Annotated in this window: 19 protein-coding genes and 1 riboswitch; of the genes, 13 read left to right on the top strand and 6 right to left on the bottom strand. The window is 65.8% G+C overall.

What is annotated here, in order from left to right:
* Positions 1-73: 73 nt before the first annotated feature.
* Positions 74-577 (top strand): hypothetical protein, encoded by a 504-nt coding sequence (locus VNZ93_RS22440; protein WP_325710624.1) that lies wholly within the window; start codon positions 74-76, stop codon positions 575-577.
* A 24-nt stretch (positions 578-601) separates the two neighbouring features.
* Here the strand turns inward: VNZ93_RS22440 and VNZ93_RS22445 are convergent, their stop codons facing one another.
* Positions 602-1,891, bottom strand: coding sequence for a hypothetical protein (locus VNZ93_RS22445; protein WP_325710627.1), 1,290 nt, complete (start codon positions 1,889-1,891; stop codon positions 602-604).
* A 196-nt stretch (positions 1,892-2,087) separates the two neighbouring features.
* Here VNZ93_RS22445 and tsaA point away from each other — a divergent pair, with 196 nt between their 5' ends.
* Together tsaA and VNZ93_RS22455 are read left to right on the top strand one after the other, a co-directional pair.
* Positions 2,088-2,657 carry a tRNA (N6-threonylcarbamoyladenosine(37)-N6)-methyltransferase TrmO gene (gene tsaA, locus VNZ93_RS22450; RefSeq protein ID WP_325710630.1) on the top strand — a complete coding sequence of 190 codons (570 nt, stop codon included), beginning with the start codon at positions 2,088-2,090 and terminating at the stop codon, positions 2,655-2,657.
* Positions 2,658-2,784: 127 nt separating this feature from the next.
* Positions 2,785-3,600, top strand: coding sequence for a L,D-transpeptidase (locus tag VNZ93_RS22455; protein ID WP_325710633.1), 816 nt, complete (start codon positions 2,785-2,787; stop codon positions 3,598-3,600).
* A gap of 108 nt (positions 3,601-3,708) precedes the next feature.
* Here the strand turns inward: VNZ93_RS22455 and petA are convergent, their stop codons facing one another.
* On the bottom strand, positions 3,709-4,359 hold the full coding sequence (gene petA, locus VNZ93_RS22460) for a ubiquinol-cytochrome c reductase iron-sulfur subunit (RefSeq protein WP_325710636.1): 651 nt from the start codon (positions 4,357-4,359) through the stop codon (positions 3,709-3,711).
* Positions 4,360-4,551: 192 nt separating this feature from the next.
* On the opposite strand from petA, the gene VNZ93_RS22465 reads away from it, so the two are divergent.
* From VNZ93_RS22465 to thiC, 4 genes are all read left to right on the top strand, one after another.
* Positions 4,552-5,475 carry a 2-dehydropantoate 2-reductase gene (locus VNZ93_RS22465; protein ID WP_325710638.1) on the top strand — a complete coding sequence of 308 codons (924 nt, stop codon included), beginning with the start codon at positions 4,552-4,554 and terminating at the stop codon, positions 5,473-5,475.
* Positions 5,476-5,533: 58 nt separating this feature from the next.
* Complete coding sequence (locus VNZ93_RS22470; RefSeq protein ID WP_325710640.1) at positions 5,534-7,177, top strand: DUF4403 family protein; 1,644 nt, start codon at positions 5,534-5,536, stop codon at positions 7,175-7,177.
* A 74-nt stretch (positions 7,178-7,251) separates the two neighbouring features.
* Positions 7,252-7,342: riboswitch (TPP riboswitch) on the top strand.
* Positions 7,334-7,747, top strand: coding sequence for a hypothetical protein (locus tag VNZ93_RS22475; protein WP_325710643.1), 414 nt, complete (start codon positions 7,334-7,336; stop codon positions 7,745-7,747). It overlaps the preceding riboswitch by 9 nt.
* A 2-nt stretch (positions 7,748-7,749) precedes the next feature.
* On the top strand, positions 7,750-9,651 hold the full coding sequence (thiC, locus tag VNZ93_RS22480; RefSeq protein WP_325710646.1) for a phosphomethylpyrimidine synthase ThiC: 1,902 nt from the start codon (positions 7,750-7,752) through the stop codon (positions 9,649-9,651).
* Positions 9,652-9,769: 118 nt separating this feature from the next.
* On the opposite strand, the gene VNZ93_RS22485 is transcribed toward thiC, so the two are convergent.
* Positions 9,770-10,219 (bottom strand): hypothetical protein, encoded by a 450-nt coding sequence (locus tag VNZ93_RS22485; protein WP_325710928.1) that lies wholly within the window; start codon positions 10,217-10,219, stop codon positions 9,770-9,772.
* Positions 10,220-10,435: 216 nt separating this feature from the next.
* On the opposite strand from VNZ93_RS22485, the gene VNZ93_RS22490 reads away from it, so the two are divergent.
* Positions 10,436-10,918 (top strand): cupin domain-containing protein, encoded by a 483-nt coding sequence (locus VNZ93_RS22490; protein WP_325710649.1) that lies wholly within the window; start codon positions 10,436-10,438, stop codon positions 10,916-10,918.
* Between the two features lie 136 nt (positions 10,919-11,054).
* The gene (locus VNZ93_RS22495; protein ID WP_325710652.1) at positions 11,055-11,270 is read left to right on the top strand and encodes a DUF1059 domain-containing protein; all 216 of its coding nucleotides are present in this window, start codon (positions 11,055-11,057) and stop codon (positions 11,268-11,270) included.
* A gap of 77 nt (positions 11,271-11,347) precedes the next feature.
* Here the strand turns inward: VNZ93_RS22495 and VNZ93_RS22500 are convergent, their stop codons facing one another.
* Positions 11,348-11,845, bottom strand: a complete 498-nt coding sequence (locus tag VNZ93_RS22500) for a YbhB/YbcL family Raf kinase inhibitor-like protein (protein ID WP_325710655.1) — start codon at positions 11,843-11,845, stop codon at positions 11,348-11,350.
* Positions 11,846-12,000: 155 nt separating this feature from the next.
* Here VNZ93_RS22500 and VNZ93_RS22505 point away from each other — a divergent pair, with 155 nt between their 5' ends.
* A complete protein-coding gene (locus VNZ93_RS22505) occupies positions 12,001-12,690 on the top strand; it encodes a YoaK family protein (RefSeq protein WP_325710658.1) in 690 nt (229 codons plus the stop codon).
* Between the two features lie 27 nt (positions 12,691-12,717).
* Here VNZ93_RS22505 and VNZ93_RS22510 read toward each other — a convergent pair whose 3' ends face one another.
* A complete protein-coding gene (locus VNZ93_RS22510) occupies positions 12,718-13,113 on the bottom strand; it encodes a VOC family protein (RefSeq protein WP_325710930.1) in 396 nt (131 codons plus the stop codon).
* 190 nt (positions 13,114-13,303) lie between these two features.
* Here VNZ93_RS22510 and VNZ93_RS22515 point away from each other — a divergent pair, with 190 nt between their 5' ends.
* The 3 genes from VNZ93_RS22515 (at position 13,304) to VNZ93_RS22525 (ending at position 15,207) form a co-directional block, all read left to right on the top strand.
* Positions 13,304-14,077 (top strand): hypothetical protein, encoded by a 774-nt coding sequence (locus tag VNZ93_RS22515; protein WP_325710661.1) that lies wholly within the window; start codon positions 13,304-13,306, stop codon positions 14,075-14,077.
* Positions 14,078-14,295: 218 nt separating this feature from the next.
* Positions 14,296-14,601: a hypothetical protein gene (locus VNZ93_RS22520; protein WP_325710933.1), complete on the top strand. Its 306-nt coding sequence runs from the start codon at positions 14,296-14,298 to the stop codon at positions 14,599-14,601.
* Positions 14,602-14,904: 303 nt separating this feature from the next.
* Positions 14,905-15,207, top strand: coding sequence for a hypothetical protein (locus VNZ93_RS22525; protein ID WP_325710664.1), 303 nt, complete (start codon positions 14,905-14,907; stop codon positions 15,205-15,207).
* Positions 15,208-15,307: 100 nt separating this feature from the next.
* On the opposite strand, the gene VNZ93_RS22530 is transcribed toward VNZ93_RS22525, so the two are convergent.
* Positions 15,308-15,790: an NUDIX domain-containing protein gene (locus VNZ93_RS22530; protein WP_325710667.1), complete on the bottom strand. Its 483-nt coding sequence runs from the start codon at positions 15,788-15,790 to the stop codon at positions 15,308-15,310.
* Between the last annotated feature and the right edge of the window lie 34 nt (positions 15,791-15,824).

The raw sequence follows: 15,824 nt of genomic DNA on the forward strand, positions 1-15,824 counted from the left end.
CCGACAGACAACCGAACGCACGATCCCGACGCCGGACATTTCAGGCCCGGCTCAGCAAGGGAGACGTGACCTCATGACTATGAAAACTCTGCTCATCGCCACCGTCGCCGCCGCCTCGCTCACCGCCATGCCGGCGCTCGCTGCCGGCAAGGGCGGCGGGAAAAACGGCATCGGCATCGGACTTGGGCTCGGTCTGTCGACCGGCAAGAGCGGTCTGCTCGGCACGCTGCTGGGAGGGCATGCCGGCTCTGGCGGCCACGGCAGCAATGGCATCGGCGTCAGTGCCGGCGCCAACATCCGCACCGGGAAGAACGGCCTGCTCGGAGTGCTGAGCGGCGGCAATGCCGGTCACCGCGACAGCTACAGCCGTAACAGCGGTTTCGGCAACCGCGGCGGCTATGGCCAGAATGTCGGCTACGGCAATCGCGGCAGCCGCTACGGTCACAATGCCGGTTACGGCAACCGCAGCGGCTACAGCCCGAAAGTCAGCTACGGCAATCGCAGCGGCTATAACCAGAAAACCAGCTACGGCAGCAGCCGCGGCGGTTTCGGCAGCTTCGGCCACGGCGGCTGGTAGGCGGCGGCCTGCAGCGAGCCGGAATCAATATACTCCGGTCGCGACTGGGTTCGGGACCGAGTCCGGAACCTGATTTGAGACTTGGTTCGACACCTGGTTCGAGATTTGGGTCGAAACTGGCGCGGGCATCGCGCTCCTCGCCGAGCGTTCGGTTTGGGCATGGGACGGCGTCGCAGCCGTCCTTTTCATTGCCGGATCGTCCGTCGTTACCGGCTCAGCCGTCGTTACTAGATTGGCCGTCTTGCCCGAGACGGCGCCCGTGAGATCGAAACGGCGGGAGAGCGACAGCGAGCCGACGGCGCTGTCGACCGACATGCCGTCGAGCGCCGAAGCATTGACGCGCACGATCTCGGCGCCGAGCGACCAGTCGTCATCGATGCGATAGCTGCCGGTCACACCGTAGGCGACGGTGCGGGAACTGAACGGCGAGTCCGGGTAACCGGTACGCAGCCAGCGCGCCACCAGGCCGAGCGACCACGCATCCGTCGCCGCATAGGTGAGCTTGCCGGCATAGGTCTCGGTGACGGTGACCGGCGAGATCGGAAAACTGGTTTCGCCGACGGCACGGCGCCCCGACAGTTCCAGCCGCCAGGGATGGTCCTTGCTGCGCATCGACAGCGACAGATCGAACAATGTCGCGCGCAGATCGGTAAAATCCACGTCGTGCCAGACGCCGTTGACGTGCGACACCGCAGCCGACACCGAGACGAGGTCGTCCGTCCAGCGATAGAACAGGAACGGCTCGACGCGTTCGTTGTCGCGGCGATAGCCGAACAGATCGAGCGTCGGCGAATAGCGGATTGCCGACAGATTGATCGAGGCGCCGAATTCGCCGAGCGGGGTGAGCGCGGTTATGCCGGGGATCAGCGTCACCCGCGTGAAACGCAGATCGTCAGGCAGGAAGTCGGTGAGGATCGCATTGGTCTCGTTGAGCGTCGCATAGCGCGCCGCCGCGCTGACGAAGGGGCGCACCGCGCCGCCGATCCATTGCGCGCGCACCTCCTGCTCCGCCTCGAAGGAGCGCAGATTGTAACTGCGGATGCTCTCGACGCCGGTGCGCGATTTCAGCGCCCAGCCGGCGAATGCCTCGCTCTCCGCCTCCAGCACGACACGCATCCGTTCCGACGGGTCGATCTCGCGGGCGGCATAGTCGGCGCGCTGGATTTCGCCGGTCAGTCCGGTCTTGATGGAATCGCTGGAGCGGCCGAGCGCAAAAGCGGCGTCGACGCCGGTGAAGGCGCTGGGCTTGCCGCCCGGCAGAAGCTGAGGATTCGCATCGTATCCGCCCCGCAAGCGGATCGAACCCAGAGCCACATCGTCTGCCCGACTGTCTTCCGGCATCGGGGCCAGAAGACATACAATCACTGCCAGAGCGGGCGATCGAAATCCCCCGGTCTGCATAGGCCAGTTCTTGGCCTGTTATGGTTAACAAACCGCTAAGATCCCGGGGCGGGCACGAGCAGGCACGAAGCAGGCACGAAGCAGACATGACGCGAGGCACGGTGCAGCGATGACGACGACGGACAAGACCGGCGGCAACAGGAAGAACGAGTTCGGACTCTGGGAGGGCGAGGTCACCGTGCCGCTGCCCGAGACTTACGACGCGTCGGTCTATTTCATCGGCCGCATCCGCACGCCCTGGACCGAGCGCAAGCAGTGCCCGAAGAACGCGCGCGAATCCGACGCAGTCTGTACCGTCGAGGTTGATCCGCGCTGGGCCGCCGCGCTGAAGGATGTCGCGACCTGCTCGCACGTCATCCTGTTGTACTGGATGGACCACTCGCGCCGCGACATCGTGCTGCAGGTGCCCGGCCATTACGGCGTGCAGCGCGGCACCTTCGCACTGCGCTCGCCCGCCCGCCCCAACCCGATCGCGATGAGCGTCGCCCGCCTGCTGCGCATCGATGACAACAGACTCGCCGTGATCGGGGTCGATTGTCTCGACGGCACGCCGCTGATCGACATCAAGCCCTATTTCGCCTCGGTCGACAGCGTGCCGGACGCGACCGTCGGCTGGCGCAACGAGCCGAAGGGCGAGAAGCGCCTGCCGGTCGAGGCGTCTGACGAAAAACCGGAATAGCAGCCGCTGACAACCGGCACGAACGGAACCGCCCGCGCGCGGGCAGTCGCGAAGTTGTGAGCGGAACCGGCGAACCCGATCGGGGCTTGTCTCGACAGAGTGTTCGAGACCAGTTCCGAGGGTCACCATGCGTATTCGCACCCTTTCTCTCGCCATGTCGCTGGCGGGCGCGGCGCTGCTGGCATCCGGCTCGCTTGCCACCGCGCAGTCGCTGTCACGGGCGCCCCAGGCGCGCGCCGTCGCGTTCAACGCGCCGGCCTTCAGCGAGCCCGGCTTCGACGAGCCTGACTTCAATACGCAAAACTTCGATGCACAGGACTTCGACGCTTCAGCCGTCGCCGGCGACGAGGACGCACAGCTTCCTGCGCGCCTGCAGCGGCAGATCGTGCGCTACGACACGCGCGAGCCGCGCGGCACCATCGTCATCGATACGCCGCACACTTATCTCTATTACGTGCTCGGCGACGGCCGCGCGATCCGTTACGGCATCGGCGTCGGCCGTGAGGGCTTCACCTGGTCGGGCGTCCGATCGGTCACCCGCAAGGCCGAATGGCCGGACTGGTATCCGCCGGCGGAGATGATCGCGCGGCAGCCCTATCTGCCGCGCATGACCTCCGGGGGTCCCGGCAACCCGCTCGGCGCGCGCGCCCTGTATATCGGCGGCACTTTGTATCGCATCCACGGCACCAACGATCCGAGCACCATCGGAAGACAGGTGTCGAGCGGCTGCATCCGCCTGACCAATACGGACGTGATCGATCTCTACAACCGTGCCGCCGTCGGCGCGAAGGTCGTGGTGCTGCCGCAGACGCGAAACGCGCAACGCCGGCCCGCGCCGGCAGCGGCCGCATCACAGAACGAGCGCGTCTCGTCCTATGCGCCGCAGCCGCAGCGCCGCTCCGAAGCCGCGTGGACGACGATCCGGCCGGCCGGGCTCTACTAGCCGGGCTCACGAGTCCACCCGCCAGCCGGCGCACCCGTCGTGCGCCGGCGCCAGTGTGAGTGCCGACGAATAAATCCGACGAACAGAGAGGACGATCAGGACCGATCGTCAGATCTGGCGGATCGAACCGAAATCGAACGACACGCCCGCCGGGTTTTCGCCGACGCGGACCAGCGTGTCGTTGACGTAATGATGCGGCGGCACCGGCAGATTGTACGGCGCCGGCACGCCGCTGAAGACGCGGCCGGCGAGATCGTATTTCGATCCGTGACAGGGGCAGAAATAGCCGCCGAGCCAGCCCTGCGCCGGCGACGACGCATTCGGCAGCGGATAGAACATCGGAATGCATCCCAGATGCGTGCAGATGCCGATGACGAAGCCGAACTCCGGCTTCACCGAACGGTGCCAGTTGCGTGCGTAAGGCGGCTGCTGCAGTTCGTCGGACTGCGGATCGGCAAGCTCGCTGATCAGCTGCGGATTCTGCAAGTTGCGCAGAATATCCGGCGTTCGATGAGTGACGAAGACCGGCCGCTCGCGCCAGCGGAACACCACCTGCTGGCCGGGCTCGATCTTGCTGAGATCGATATCGATCGGCGCGCCGGCCGCCAGCGTTCCGGCATCGGGGTTCATCTGGTCGACCAGCGGCACCAGGGTGGCGACCGCGCCGAACGCCGCGACCGCCGCGGTGGCGACGTAAAGAAAGTCGCGGCGCGTCGTCTGCGGCTCGACGAACGGAATTTCGACAAGCGGTCTGGTCATCGGCGATCTCCGTAAACCGGCCGATCTTCGCAAGCCGGCATGTCGCCTCTGCCGCTCATATAAGGTGGACGGCGGCAGGCTTCCGCATTGTCGCGGCGCCTTGCCAAGATTTAATACATGCCGCCGGTACCGATTTCATTTTCGCCGCCGGCGGTTCTATAACCGGGCCAGCAATGAACGAGCGGGGGTGCAATGCGTATCGCAGTCATGGCCGCAGGCGCGGTCGGCGGCTATTTCGGCGCGCGCCTGGCGGCAGCCGGGCACGAGGTCTTCTTCATCGCGCGCGGCGCACAGCTCGACGCCATGCGCAAGAGCGGCCTCAGCATCGACAGCGTCCACGGCAACCTGCACCTGCCGCAGCCGCACGTCACCGACGATCCGGCCGCCGTCGGCCCGGTCGACATCGTGCTGTTCACGGTGAAGCTGTGGGACACGGAGGCGACCGCCGAGCAGGCGCGCCCGCTGGTCGGACCCGCGACGCGCATCGTCACGCTGCAGAACGGCGTCGACAGCTATGAGCGCATCGCGCCGATCCTCGGCGCCGAGCACACCATTCCCGGCGTCACCTATGTGGTGTCGGTGATCGAGCGGCCGGGCGTCATCAAGCAGACCAGCCAGTTCCAGTCGATCGTCTGCGGCACGATCGACGGCAGGCCGGACCCGCAGCTCGCGGCCTTCGTCGCGGCGGCAAAAGCCGCCGGCATCAACATCACGCAATCCGACAACATCCAGCGCGACCGCTGGCACAAGTTCATTTTCCTGTCGGCGACCTCGGGCGCGACCAGCCTTACGCGCATGACGATGGGGCCGATCCTCGCCGACCCGGACACGCGCAACCTGTTCCGCAACATCATGCGCGAGACGCTGGCCGTCGGCCGGGCGAGCGGCGTCGCTCTCGACGAGAGCTACATCGACGAACGCATGGTCTTCGCCGACAAGCACACGCCGGCGTCGATGAAGGCGTCGATGGCCAACGACCTCGATCGCGGCAACCGCCTCGAACTCGACTGGCTGGCGGGGCGCGTGTCGCAACTCGGCAAGGCGCTCAACGTGCCGACCCCGGTCAATGACGTGATCTATGCGGCGCTGAAGCATTTCCGGAACGGCCGGAACTGAAGCGACAATCCGGCTCTGCCTGCTGGAATTGGCCACTTTACGCCCGTAACATCCCGGCATGGCGATTCGCATCCCCTCCGCTCTGGTCGAGAGCCTGCGCACCGTCGGGCGCGTCGGCTATATCATCCTGGTCCGCCCGTTCCGCCGCTTGCGCTGGCTGCGGCTGGTCATCGGCGCCGGCGCTTTGCTGATCGTGTCGTTCTACGGCGCGCTGTGGGCGCTCGATGCGATCTGGCCGAACAATGCCGGCCTGAAGCCGAAGCTCGTCGAACTGCCGCCGCTCAAGCCGATGACGAGGCTGTCGTCGGTCGTCGCGCCGATCGTGGTGGCGAACAGCGCCATCCGCACAACGCTCGATGCCGCCGCGCCGCGCGACTTCAGCGGCACCAGCAACAATCCGATCTCCAGCCTGCTGTCGAAAGCCGATATCGGGCTGACCGCCGCGCGCGGGCCGCTGACCGTCACCGGCCGCACCGAGGGCCTGACCATCGGCGCCACAATCGCCGGCAGCATCAAGGTGACCGGCCAGCTCGCCACTCAGGCTGGCAACCTCACGGGGCAACTCGGCGGGCTGCTCAACCAGGCGCTCGGCCAGCAGGTCGGCAATCTTGCCGGCCGCGTGCTCGACCAGAAGGCGGAGGTGAAGGGCCAGGTCTCCGTCACCTCGCGGCCGACCTTCGCGCCGAACTGGCGCATCGAGCCGAACCTGACCGGCAGCGTGTCGATCGCCGACGGCGGCCTGCAGGTCGGCGGCATCAAGCTCAATGTCGGCAACGAGGTGAAGCCGATGCTCGATCGTCTGGTCAACGAGCAGATGGACGCGTTGCAGAATCGGCTGCGCGCCGACCCGACCATCGAGCAGACGGCGCGGCGCGAATGGGCGAAAGCCTGCCGCTCGATCCCGCTCGGCGGCGGCAAGACCGGATTGCCGAACCTCTATCTTGAAATGAAGCCGACGCGCGCCTCGGCGGCGCAGCCGAAGATCGATCCGACGAACGTCACCCTGACCATCGGCATCCAGGCGGAAACCCGCATCGTGCCGACGGCGACCAAGCCGAATTGCCCGTTCCCCACGCAACTCGAGATCGTGCAGAAGCTCGATGCCGGGCGCGTCGCCATCGGCGTGCCGATCGACATTCCGTTCACCGAGATCAACAAGATCCTGGAGCCGCAGTTCAAGGGGCGCACCTTCCCCGACGACAAGACGACGCCCTATCAGGTCGAGATCCGCAAGGCGACGATCAACGCCACCGGCGACCGGCTGCTGATCGCAATGCTGGTCAAGGCGACGGAACGCAAGAGCTGGTTCGGCTTCGGCGCCGACGCGACGGTGCATGTGCTCGGCAAGCCGGTCCTCGACGCCGGCAACCAGACGCTGCGGTTGACCGACATCTCGCTGACCGTCGAATCGGAGGCGGCTTTCGGCCTGCTCGGCGCCGCGGCGCGCGCCGCCATCCCCTATGTGCAGGATGCACTGGCCGAACATGCGGTCATCGACCTGAAGCCCTTCGCCGCCGACGCCCGCACCAAGATCGGCGAAACGCTGGCCGAGTTCCGCCAGAGCACCGACGGGGTGCGCGTCGACGCCGCGGTCAACGACTTGCGCATGACCGGCATCGAGTTCGATTCCAAGACGCTGCGCGTCGTCGCGGAAGCGACCGGAACCGTGCGCGTCGCCGTCAACAAGCTGCCGGCGCTTTAGGCGGCAGCCGCACAGCATCGCCGCGCCGGCACGTTGCGCCTGCGTTGACAAGGGGGCGCAACCGCCTACATTAGCCGCGTTCCGAGGGGTGCCCGTGCGGGCTGAGAGAAACCCTTAGAACCTGATCCGGGTCATGCCGGCGAAGGGACAGGACGCATGCATTCCTCATTTCATATCGCCAGACTGATGGGGCCGGTGATGACGGTCATCGGACTGGGCCTCGTCACCAATCCAGGCGCATACCGCGAGATCACGCAACAGATCGTCTCTTATTCGCTGTTCGTCTATTTCTCCGGCATTCTGGCGATGGTCACCGGCCTCGCGATCCTCAACACGCATAATGTCTGGACGCGCGACTGGCGCGTCATCATCACGGTGATCGGCCTGATACTGACCTGCATCGGCGTGTTCCGGGTCATCGCACCGCCCTATGTCGCCTATCTCGGCGGCGCCGTGTTCGCTTACGCATACTTTCATGTTGTTTGCGGCGTTCTCTTTCTCGCCGTCGGCGGCTTCATCACGTTCAAGGGTTATGCGGCGTACGACCCCGACCCCGCACAAGGAGACTGATCATGAACAAGCCCGTTACCCCCTCCGCCCTCGTCACGCCGAAGGTCACCACCGGGCCGGTCCAGGGTTCGCGCAAGGTTTATGTGACGCCCGCAGCGGCGCCGGACCTGCGCGTGCCGCTGCGCGAGATCGCGCTGGCGCCCTCCGCCAACGAGGAGCCGGTGCGCGTCTACGACACTTCGGGCGTCTATACCGACAACGACGTTGCGATCGACGTCGACAAGGGCCTCAAGCGGCACCGCACCCGGTGGGTGAAGGAGCGCGGCGGCGTCGAGGAATATGTCGGCCGCGAGATCAAGCCGGAAGACAACGGCAATGTCGGCGACACGCATCTGGCACGCTCGTTCCCGACCGTGCACAAGCCGCTGCGCGCGCTCGATGGACAGCCGGTGACCCAGTTCGAATGGGCGCGTGCCGGCGTCGTCACCAAGGAAATGATCTACGTCGCCGAGCGCGAGAATCTCGGCCGCAAGCAGATGCTGGAGCGCGCGCAGGCGGCGCTCGCCGACGGCGAGAGTTTCGGCGCGGCGATCCCTCCCTTCATTACGCCGGAATTCGTGCGCGATGAGGTGGCCCGCGGCCGCGCCATCATCCCGGCGAATATCAACCACGCCGAGCTCGAACCCATGGCGATCGGCCGCAACTTCCTCGTCAAGATCAACGCCAATATCGGCAACTCCGCCGTCACCTCTTCCGTGGAAGAGGAAGTCGAGAAGATGGTGTGGTCGATCCGCTGGGGCGCGGACACCGTGATGGACCTCTCCACCGGCCGCAACATCCACACGACGCGCGAATGGATCATCCGCAACGCGCCGGTGCCGATCGGCACCGTGCCGATCTATCAGGCGCTGGAGAAGGTCAACGGCGACCCCGTCAAGCTCGACTGGGAGTGCTACAAGGATACGCTGATCGAACAGTGCGAACAGGGCGTCGACTATTTCACCATCCACGCCGGCGTGCGGCTCGCTTATGTGCCGCTGACCGCCAATCGCGTCACCGGCATCGTTTCGCGCGGCGGCTCGATCATGGCGAAGTGGTGCCTGTCGCGGCACAAGGAATCGTTCCTCTACGAACGCTTCGACGAAATCTGCGACATCATGCGTAAGTACGACGTGTCGTTCTCGCTCGGGGACGGCCTGCGGCCCGGCTCGATCGCCGACGCCAACGACCGCGCGCAGTTTGCCGAACTGGAGACGCTCGGCGAGCTGACGCAGATCGCCTGGAAGAAGGGCTGCCAGGTGATGATCGAGGGCCCCGGCCACGTGCCGATGCACAAGATCAAGATCAACATGGACAAGCAGCTCAAGGAGTGCGGCGAGGCGCCGTTCTATACGCTCGGGCCGCTCACCACCGACATCGCGCCAGGCTACGACCACATCACCTCCGGCATCGGCGCGGCCATGATCGGCTGGTTCGGCTGCGCCATGCTCTGCTACGTCACGCCGAAGGAGCATCTCGGCCTGCCGAACCGCGACGACGTCAAGGAAGGCGTCATCACCTACAAGATCGCCGCCCATGCGGCCGACCTCGCCAAGGGCCACCCGGCGGCGCAACTGCGCGACGATGCATTGTCGCGGGCGCGCTTCGACTTCCGCTGGGAGGACCAGTTCAATCTCGGCCTCGATCCCGATACCGCCCGCAGCTATCACGACGAGACGCTGCCGAAGGAAGCACACAAGGTCGCGCATTTCTGCTCGATGTGCGGACCGAAGTTCTGCTCGATGAAGATCACGCAGGACGTGCGCGACTACGCGGCGACGCTCAACGACCCGGCGCTGCGCGCGACCTCGCCCGATGCCGTGAAGCAGGAGGGCATGGCGGCGATGTCGCAGAAGTTCAATGAGCTGGGCGGCGAGGTCTATGTCGATGCCGCCATGGTGAAGGAGAGCAACAAGGCGTTTTGATGCGCGCGTTCCGACGCTCGCTTCTCCAGCACTTCAAACGAACGACAAAGGAAAGGGCCGGGTCTACCCCCGGCCCTTTCCCGTTGCGAAATCCATCAAACCGGTATGCGCGGCGCCGTTATCGCCGCATCGAGATCACCAGCCCGCTCAGATCGAGATTGGCCATCAGCCCAACCTGCTGACCCTGCAGGCGCAGGATGGCGCCCTTCTCGTTGCGCAGGGTGATGACGCGCACGCCCGCGCCCACCGCCGCGCCGGCGCCCGCCGCGCCATAGGTCCCCGCAACGTCGGAGGCCCGGCGAATATTGGTGACGCGACCGGAGAAGTTGGTCTGCGAGGCGCCGAAGACGAGGCCGCCGCTGATGCCGCCGATCGACAGCGGATAGCGCCGGCCACGGAATTCCAGGACGCCGTTGCCGCCTTCCGCACCGACGAAGAAGCCGCCTTTGACGATGGAGAAGTGGATGGTGCCGCTCGCCGCATCGGCCGGCGTCACCGTCGCAAAGCCCACGCCGAACAGCGCCAACGCGCCGACAAGCGCCATCGTCAGTTTCGATACAAATCGCATCATCAATCTCCTGCTCCTGGGTGCTGCCGCCAATTCCAGGCGCGCGCATTAAGATCGCGTGTCCCGGACGGGCCACGTGTTGCTGTATCCCCCCACTGCTCTCATGCAACCTTACCAATCCGAAAGGCCGCATCTGGTTCCCTCGCCGCGCCGGCACCACCACGAATCGGGCTAAGAACGGCGCTGCCCAACGACAATCCGCAGGGGGAAGCATCCATGTCAGGTCACCATCGCCACGGTCGTCACCGCCGTCTCGCCGCGCCGCTTGCTGCAATTCTTGCTGCCGTGACCGTCTCGACCTTCACCGCCGCGCAGGCCCGCGATAGCGCCACCCAGGCGCCGCCGCCGAAGGACTATCCGGCGGTGCCGCTGCTTTCCACCGGCAAGACTATCGTCGGCGAAACCATCGCATATCCACGCACCGGCCCGGCACACATCACCGCCGCCATCGTCACGCTGGCGCCCGGCGGGCGCACCGTCCTGCACAAGCACGGCGCGCCGCTGTTTGCCTATATCCTCGAAGGCGAGCTGACCGTCGACTATGGCCGGCATGGCAAGCGCACCTTCAGGACCGGCGATACGCTGATGGAGGCGATGGCGGTGCCGCATTTCGGCGTCAACACCGGCACGGCGCCGATGCGGCTGATCGGTGTCTATATGGGCGCCAAGGGCACCAGGGACGTGATCCCGGCGAAATGACGGAGGTACAGTTCCCTCCGCTCCACGCGTCAATATTGTTGTTCGGTCCACGCCGGCGGATTTAAGATGAGCCGCCGGGGCGGCCTCGTCCGGGGGATATCCGAAGCTCGCCGTTCACCTGAACAAGGAGGACAAGATGCAACGGAAATTTATCGACTGCCGTGCCGTCCGCAGCGACAACAACTGCACCGTGGCGATCGCCGCCGACAGCGAAACCGAACTGCTGGAAGCCGCCGTGCAGCATGCCGTCGCCGTGCACGGCCACACCGACAGCCCCGAATTGCGCCAGATGATCCGCGGGGCGATGCATGACGGCACGCCGCCGCTCGACGCACCTTCGCGCGCCGCATAACGCGCGATGTTCTCCCGACATCGCAGACGCGACGCGGCCGACGGGCCGCGCCGCGCAAGCCGCTGTGCAAGCCGTTGTCAGCGCTTGTAGAGGCCCATGATCGCGACCTTGGCCAGCGTCTTGAAATGCAGGTTGAAGCCGATCACCGCCGCCGACGTATCGGCGACGACGTCGAGCGTCTCGCCGACCGCAAACACCGTGAACAGATAGCGGTGCGGATGGTCGCCCTCTGGCGGGCAGGGTCCGCCATAGGCGGCATTGCCGTAATCGGTGCGCGTCTGCAGCGCACCTTGCGGCAGCTTGCCGGACGCCGGATTGCCGGCATCGAGCGGCAGTTCGGTCACCTCCGGCGGAATATTGACCACCACCCAGTGCCAGAACCCCGAGCCGGTCGGCGCGTCGGGGTCGTAGCAGGTGACGGCGAAGCTCCTGGTGCCGGCCGGCGCGCCCGACCATTTCAGGTGCGGCGAGCGATTGCCGCCGGCGCAGCCGAAACCGAAATCCGCCGACAGGACGTGATCCTGCTTGAGATAGTCGCCGTCCTTGAAGCTGTCGCTGGTCACCGTGAATGCCATCTGCCCTCTCCCTTCCGTGTCGCGGATTGCGCCCTAACCTACTGCGGCAACGGCGGCGCGCAACTGCCCTGACCATCCGCCGCGCTTTTCCGCAGACGAGGCCGCCGGGCAACAGGCAATTGCACGACGCGCGGCGAAGCCGCACACTCGGGCGCATGCACAAACCCCAAGGCTCCGCCGCCGTCGCCGCACTGTTGTCCTTCAACGGCGGCTTCGTCGACACCGCCGGATTTCTCGGCCTCGCCGGCCTGTTCACCGCGCATGTCACCGGCAACTTCGTCACGCTCGGCGCGGCGCTGGTGCTGGGGACTCATGGGATCATCGGCAAGATCCTGGCGCTGCCGGAATTCATCCTGGTGATCGCGCTGGCGCGCGTCGCCGGAGCGGCGTTGCGCGCCCGTGACCTGCCTGCGCTGCGCGTCCTGCTCATCGGCAAGGTGGCGCTGCTCGTCGCCTTCTTCGCGCTCGCCGTCGGCTACGGCCCGTTTCCCGACCCCGACAGCCCGGCCGCGCTGCTGACGGGCTTTGCCGGCATCGCCGCCATGGCCGTGCAGAACGCCGTACAGCGCGTCCATCTCTCGACGCTGCCGCCGACGACGCTGATGACCGGCAGCACGACGCAGGCGACCCTCGATGCCGTCGATCTGCTGATGGGGAGCGATGCCGCGCACAGCGCGCAGATCCGCTCGCGCTTCGGCCGGCTGTCGCTCAGCATCGTCTACTTCGCCGCCGGCTGTGCCGTCGCCGCTGTGCTCTACTGGCTCGTCGGTTTCTGGTGCCTGCTGCTGCCGGTGATCGTCGGCATCCTGTCGACGATCATCCGCACCGAGGCGGTGCCGGCCTGACGCGGGATCGGACGATCGTACCGCGACTCACTGGTACTTCGCGTCGCGCTCCAGCAGTTCGATCGAGATGCCCTGCGGTCCGCGGACGAAGCAGACGCGGATGCCCGGGCGCGGATTGTGCGGCTCGGTGGTGAACACCACGCCTTTCGCTTTCAGCAACGCGATCACGTCGTCGAGGTCGCGCACGAAGAAGCCGATATGGTCGAGCCCCTGCACCGGCGTAACCGGCGGCGGATTGACTCTGTCGTCCGGCCCCACCGGAGCGATGAAGATGTTCTGTCCGCCGATCTTCAGGTCGATGCGCGTCGCGTTCTGCTGCACGCTGCGGATCACCTGCGCGCCGAGCATGGTCTCGAACCACGTCGCGGTCGCCTCCGGGTCGGGGCTGCGCAGATGGACATGATCGAATGTAAGTTGCGGCATCATCACTTCTCCGTAAGGTCCGGGCGCGCGAGTGTCCTCGCACATATCTTGCAAATCAACTGTTTGTTGGCCGGTCTCCACCATTGGAGAATGTCCCGGCAAAGCCATGACGTCGCCCCGGCCATGGTTCGGTCACGAAATCCGCGTCAGAACAGCCATCGGAATATCCTTGTCTCCGAGGAGCGTCCGCATGACCGAGATCCATGCCAACAAGGTCGCGCAAGTCACCGTCCTCTTCTGGATCATCAAGATCCTGGCGACAACGCTTGGTGAAACCGGCGGCGACGCACTCTCGATGACGATGAATCTCGGCTATGCCGCCAGCACGGCGATTTTCTTCACGGTCTTCGTCATCACGGTCAGCGCGCAGGTATCCGTCAGGACCTTTCGCCCATTTCTATATTGGGCGGTGATCGTTGCAACCACCACCGCCGGCACGACCATGGCCGACTTCGCCGATCGTTCGCTCGGCATCGGCTATGTCGGCGGCTCGCTGATCCTGCTCGCATTGCTGCTGGCGACGCTGGCGGCATGGCGCCTTTCGCTCGGCTCCGTATCAGTCGATCACATCGCGACGCCGAAGGCCGAACTGTTCTATTGGGCGACGATCCTGTTCTCCAATACGCTCGGCACTGCGCTCGGCGATTTCTTCGCCGACGATTCAGGCCTTGGTTACGACGGAGCCGCGCTGGTATTCGCCGCCGCGCTGACGACGCTGGCGGCGGCGTATTTCTTCACCACGCTGTCGCACACATTATTGTTCTGGCTCGCCTTCATTCTCACGCGCCCGCTCGGCGCCACCGTCGGCGATTGGCTCACCAAACCCGTCGCCGATGGCGGGCTGCACCTCGGCCGGATCATTTCGTCAGCGATCATCGCAGCCGCGATGGTCGCGCTGATCGCCGTAACCTCCCGACATTCCGGAGGAGGCGGCTGGCGAGGCATACGGGAGGTACAGACGTAGTGCATCGAAAGGCCATTTCGGTTTGTTATTGCTGAAAATCCAGCCTCCCGCGGATCACCTTTCCGCGAATTCATCCAGAAAAACCTTTTCTGCTCAGCGGGTTCACCCCCGGTTCATGTCGAAAGCCGGAACCTGTCAAGATGCGATCGCGTTGATCTCCTGTCGTTCGTCATCGACCGTTCGCAGCGAGTTCGGAATAATCGAGAGGTGATGCCATGATGACCAAGACTCTGACGGTTCTGGCCGCCGCCGCGACGCTGACGATCGCGGCCGTGGCTGCGCCCCAGACAGCGGAAGCGCGCGGTGGTCGCGTCGCCGCCGGCGTCATCGGCGGACTGGCCGCCGGCGCGATCATCGGCGGCGCACTCGCCAATAGCGGCGGCTACTATTATGGACCCCGCCCCGGCTATTACGCCTACGGTCCCGGCCCGGCCTATTACGGCGGCGACTGCTACTGGCGCCGGCAGCGGGTCGTCGACCCTTATGGCTACTGGCACTGGCGCCGCGTGCGCGTCTGCTACTGACAGACTCTGAATGACGGCAACACATCGTGACGGCGGAGTACGCTCCGCCGTCGGGTCCCTGCTGTCGCGTCCCTTGGGCTAAACCCGGTGCCCTTGGGAGGCCCGGTTTTTGGTTCTGCACAAACTGACGCCGGGATACCGCAATCGTAATTACGCCAAATTCACGCGGCTTTTGTTCGCGGTCGCTTTTTTGTAAACTTCGGTGACGACAAACGGCTTCGGCGTCCGCCATCGCTCCACCTGCCCTTAATCAACGCTTAACGGCCCAATCGCATGATTGGCCAAACCTTGGGGATCATCATCATGAAAACCCTCGCCACGCTTGCCGCCACCGCGCTGCTCGCCGCCGCGATGACGACGTCGGCGGATGCGCGCTGCCGCGGCTGCGCCGTCGGCGCCGGTGTGATCGGCGGCCTCGCGGCCGGCGCGATCATCGGCAGCGCCATCGCCAATAGCGGCCCGACCTATTACGAGCCGGCGCCCCCGCCGCCCCCCTACTATCGCGGCCCCGCTTATGTGGTCGAAGAGCCCGTCTGCCGCATCGAGCGCCATCGCTATTGGGACGGCTACGGCTATCGCACCCGCCGCGTCGAGGTCTGCGACTGACGGCACGGCCTTCGCCGGGCGCCGCGCGCGCCCGGGGTGATGGCCCGCCCAGGTGGCGGAGCGAGACTGCGGGTTTGACGGCAGAGGGATGCAGCGCCCGCTACCAGCGCTCCGCCGCTGGCGCGCCAGAGAGGATTTCCGCAAGCCGCGCCCGTGTCGCGCGCGTGGTATCCGGAGGCAGCGCATCGAGCGCAAAGAAGCCGTGGGCGACGATCTCACGGTTGGGCACCGGCGGCGAAACCTGCTCGAAATCGCGCACGACATACAACGCCACGTGATCGCGACGCGACACGTGGCCATTGAAGAAGATGCCGTGCAGCGCCGGCGGCGCCGTCAGCGCGATATGGCCTTCCTCCATCAGTTCGCGGGCCAGTGCCCCGACCATACTCTCCCCCGCCTCGACACCGCCGCCTGGCAGGTGCCAGCCATCAACGTAGCTGTGGCGGATCAGAAAGACGTGCCCCTGCGCATCGAAGACCGCGGCCCGCGCGCCGAGTGTCATCGGCCGCGACAGCCGCCAGTACAAATGCATGACCCGGCGGATGGCCGGCTCGAGGGCGCGACGCAGGGCGTTCAGCGACATCGAAGGACCATCGGAGCGGATACGGGACCTGGAA

The organism is Pseudorhodoplanes sp., from assembly GCF_035565795.1.
Classification (GTDB): Bacteria; Pseudomonadota; Alphaproteobacteria; order Rhizobiales; family Xanthobacteraceae; genus Pseudorhodoplanes.

Excerpts from the sequence above, each read along its gene's own strand:
- VNZ93_RS22465 (WP_325710638.1), top strand. The coding sequence starts at position 4,552 with ATGCGTATCGCAGTCATGGCCGCAGGCGCGGTCGGCGGCTATTTCGGC.
- VNZ93_RS22515 (WP_325710661.1), top strand. The coding sequence starts at position 13,304 with ATGACCGAGATCCATGCCAACAAGGTCGCGCAAGTCACCGTCCTCTTC.
- petA (WP_325710636.1), bottom strand. The coding sequence starts at position 4,359 with ATGACCAGACCGCTTGTCGAAATTCCGTTCGTCGAGCCGCAGACGACG.
- VNZ93_RS22510 (WP_325710930.1), bottom strand. The coding sequence starts at position 13,113 with ATGCCGCAACTTACATTCGATCATGTCCATCTGCGCAGCCCCGACCCG.
- VNZ93_RS22485 (WP_325710928.1), bottom strand. The coding sequence starts at position 10,219 with ATGCGATTTGTATCGAAACTGACGATGGCGCTTGTCGGCGCGTTGGCG.
- thiC (WP_325710646.1), top strand. The coding sequence starts at position 7,750 with ATGAACAAGCCCGTTACCCCCTCCGCCCTCGTCACGCCGAAGGTCACC.
- VNZ93_RS22455 (WP_325710633.1), top strand. The coding sequence starts at position 2,785 with ATGCGTATTCGCACCCTTTCTCTCGCCATGTCGCTGGCGGGCGCGGCG.
- VNZ93_RS22470 (WP_325710640.1), top strand. The coding sequence starts at position 5,534 with ATGGCGATTCGCATCCCCTCCGCTCTGGTCGAGAGCCTGCGCACCGTC.
- tsaA (WP_325710630.1), top strand. The coding sequence starts at position 2,088 with ATGACGACGACGGACAAGACCGGCGGCAACAGGAAGAACGAGTTCGGA.
- VNZ93_RS22505 (WP_325710658.1), top strand. The coding sequence starts at position 12,001 with ATGCACAAACCCCAAGGCTCCGCCGCCGTCGCCGCACTGTTGTCCTTC.
- VNZ93_RS22495 (WP_325710652.1), top strand. The coding sequence starts at position 11,055 with ATGCAACGGAAATTTATCGACTGCCGTGCCGTCCGCAGCGACAACAAC.
- VNZ93_RS22530 (WP_325710667.1), bottom strand. The coding sequence starts at position 15,790 with ATGTCGCTGAACGCCCTGCGTCGCGCCCTCGAGCCGGCCATCCGCCGG.
- VNZ93_RS22490 (WP_325710649.1), top strand. The coding sequence starts at position 10,436 with ATGTCAGGTCACCATCGCCACGGTCGTCACCGCCGTCTCGCCGCGCCG.
- VNZ93_RS22520 (WP_325710933.1), top strand. The coding sequence starts at position 14,296 with ATGACCAAGACTCTGACGGTTCTGGCCGCCGCCGCGACGCTGACGATC.
- VNZ93_RS22440 (WP_325710624.1), top strand. The coding sequence starts at position 74 with ATGACTATGAAAACTCTGCTCATCGCCACCGTCGCCGCCGCCTCGCTC.
- VNZ93_RS22500 (WP_325710655.1), bottom strand. The coding sequence starts at position 11,845 with ATGGCATTCACGGTGACCAGCGACAGCTTCAAGGACGGCGACTATCTC.
- VNZ93_RS22475 (WP_325710643.1), top strand. The coding sequence starts at position 7,334 with ATGCATTCCTCATTTCATATCGCCAGACTGATGGGGCCGGTGATGACG.
- VNZ93_RS22525 (WP_325710664.1), top strand. The coding sequence starts at position 14,905 with ATGAAAACCCTCGCCACGCTTGCCGCCACCGCGCTGCTCGCCGCCGCG.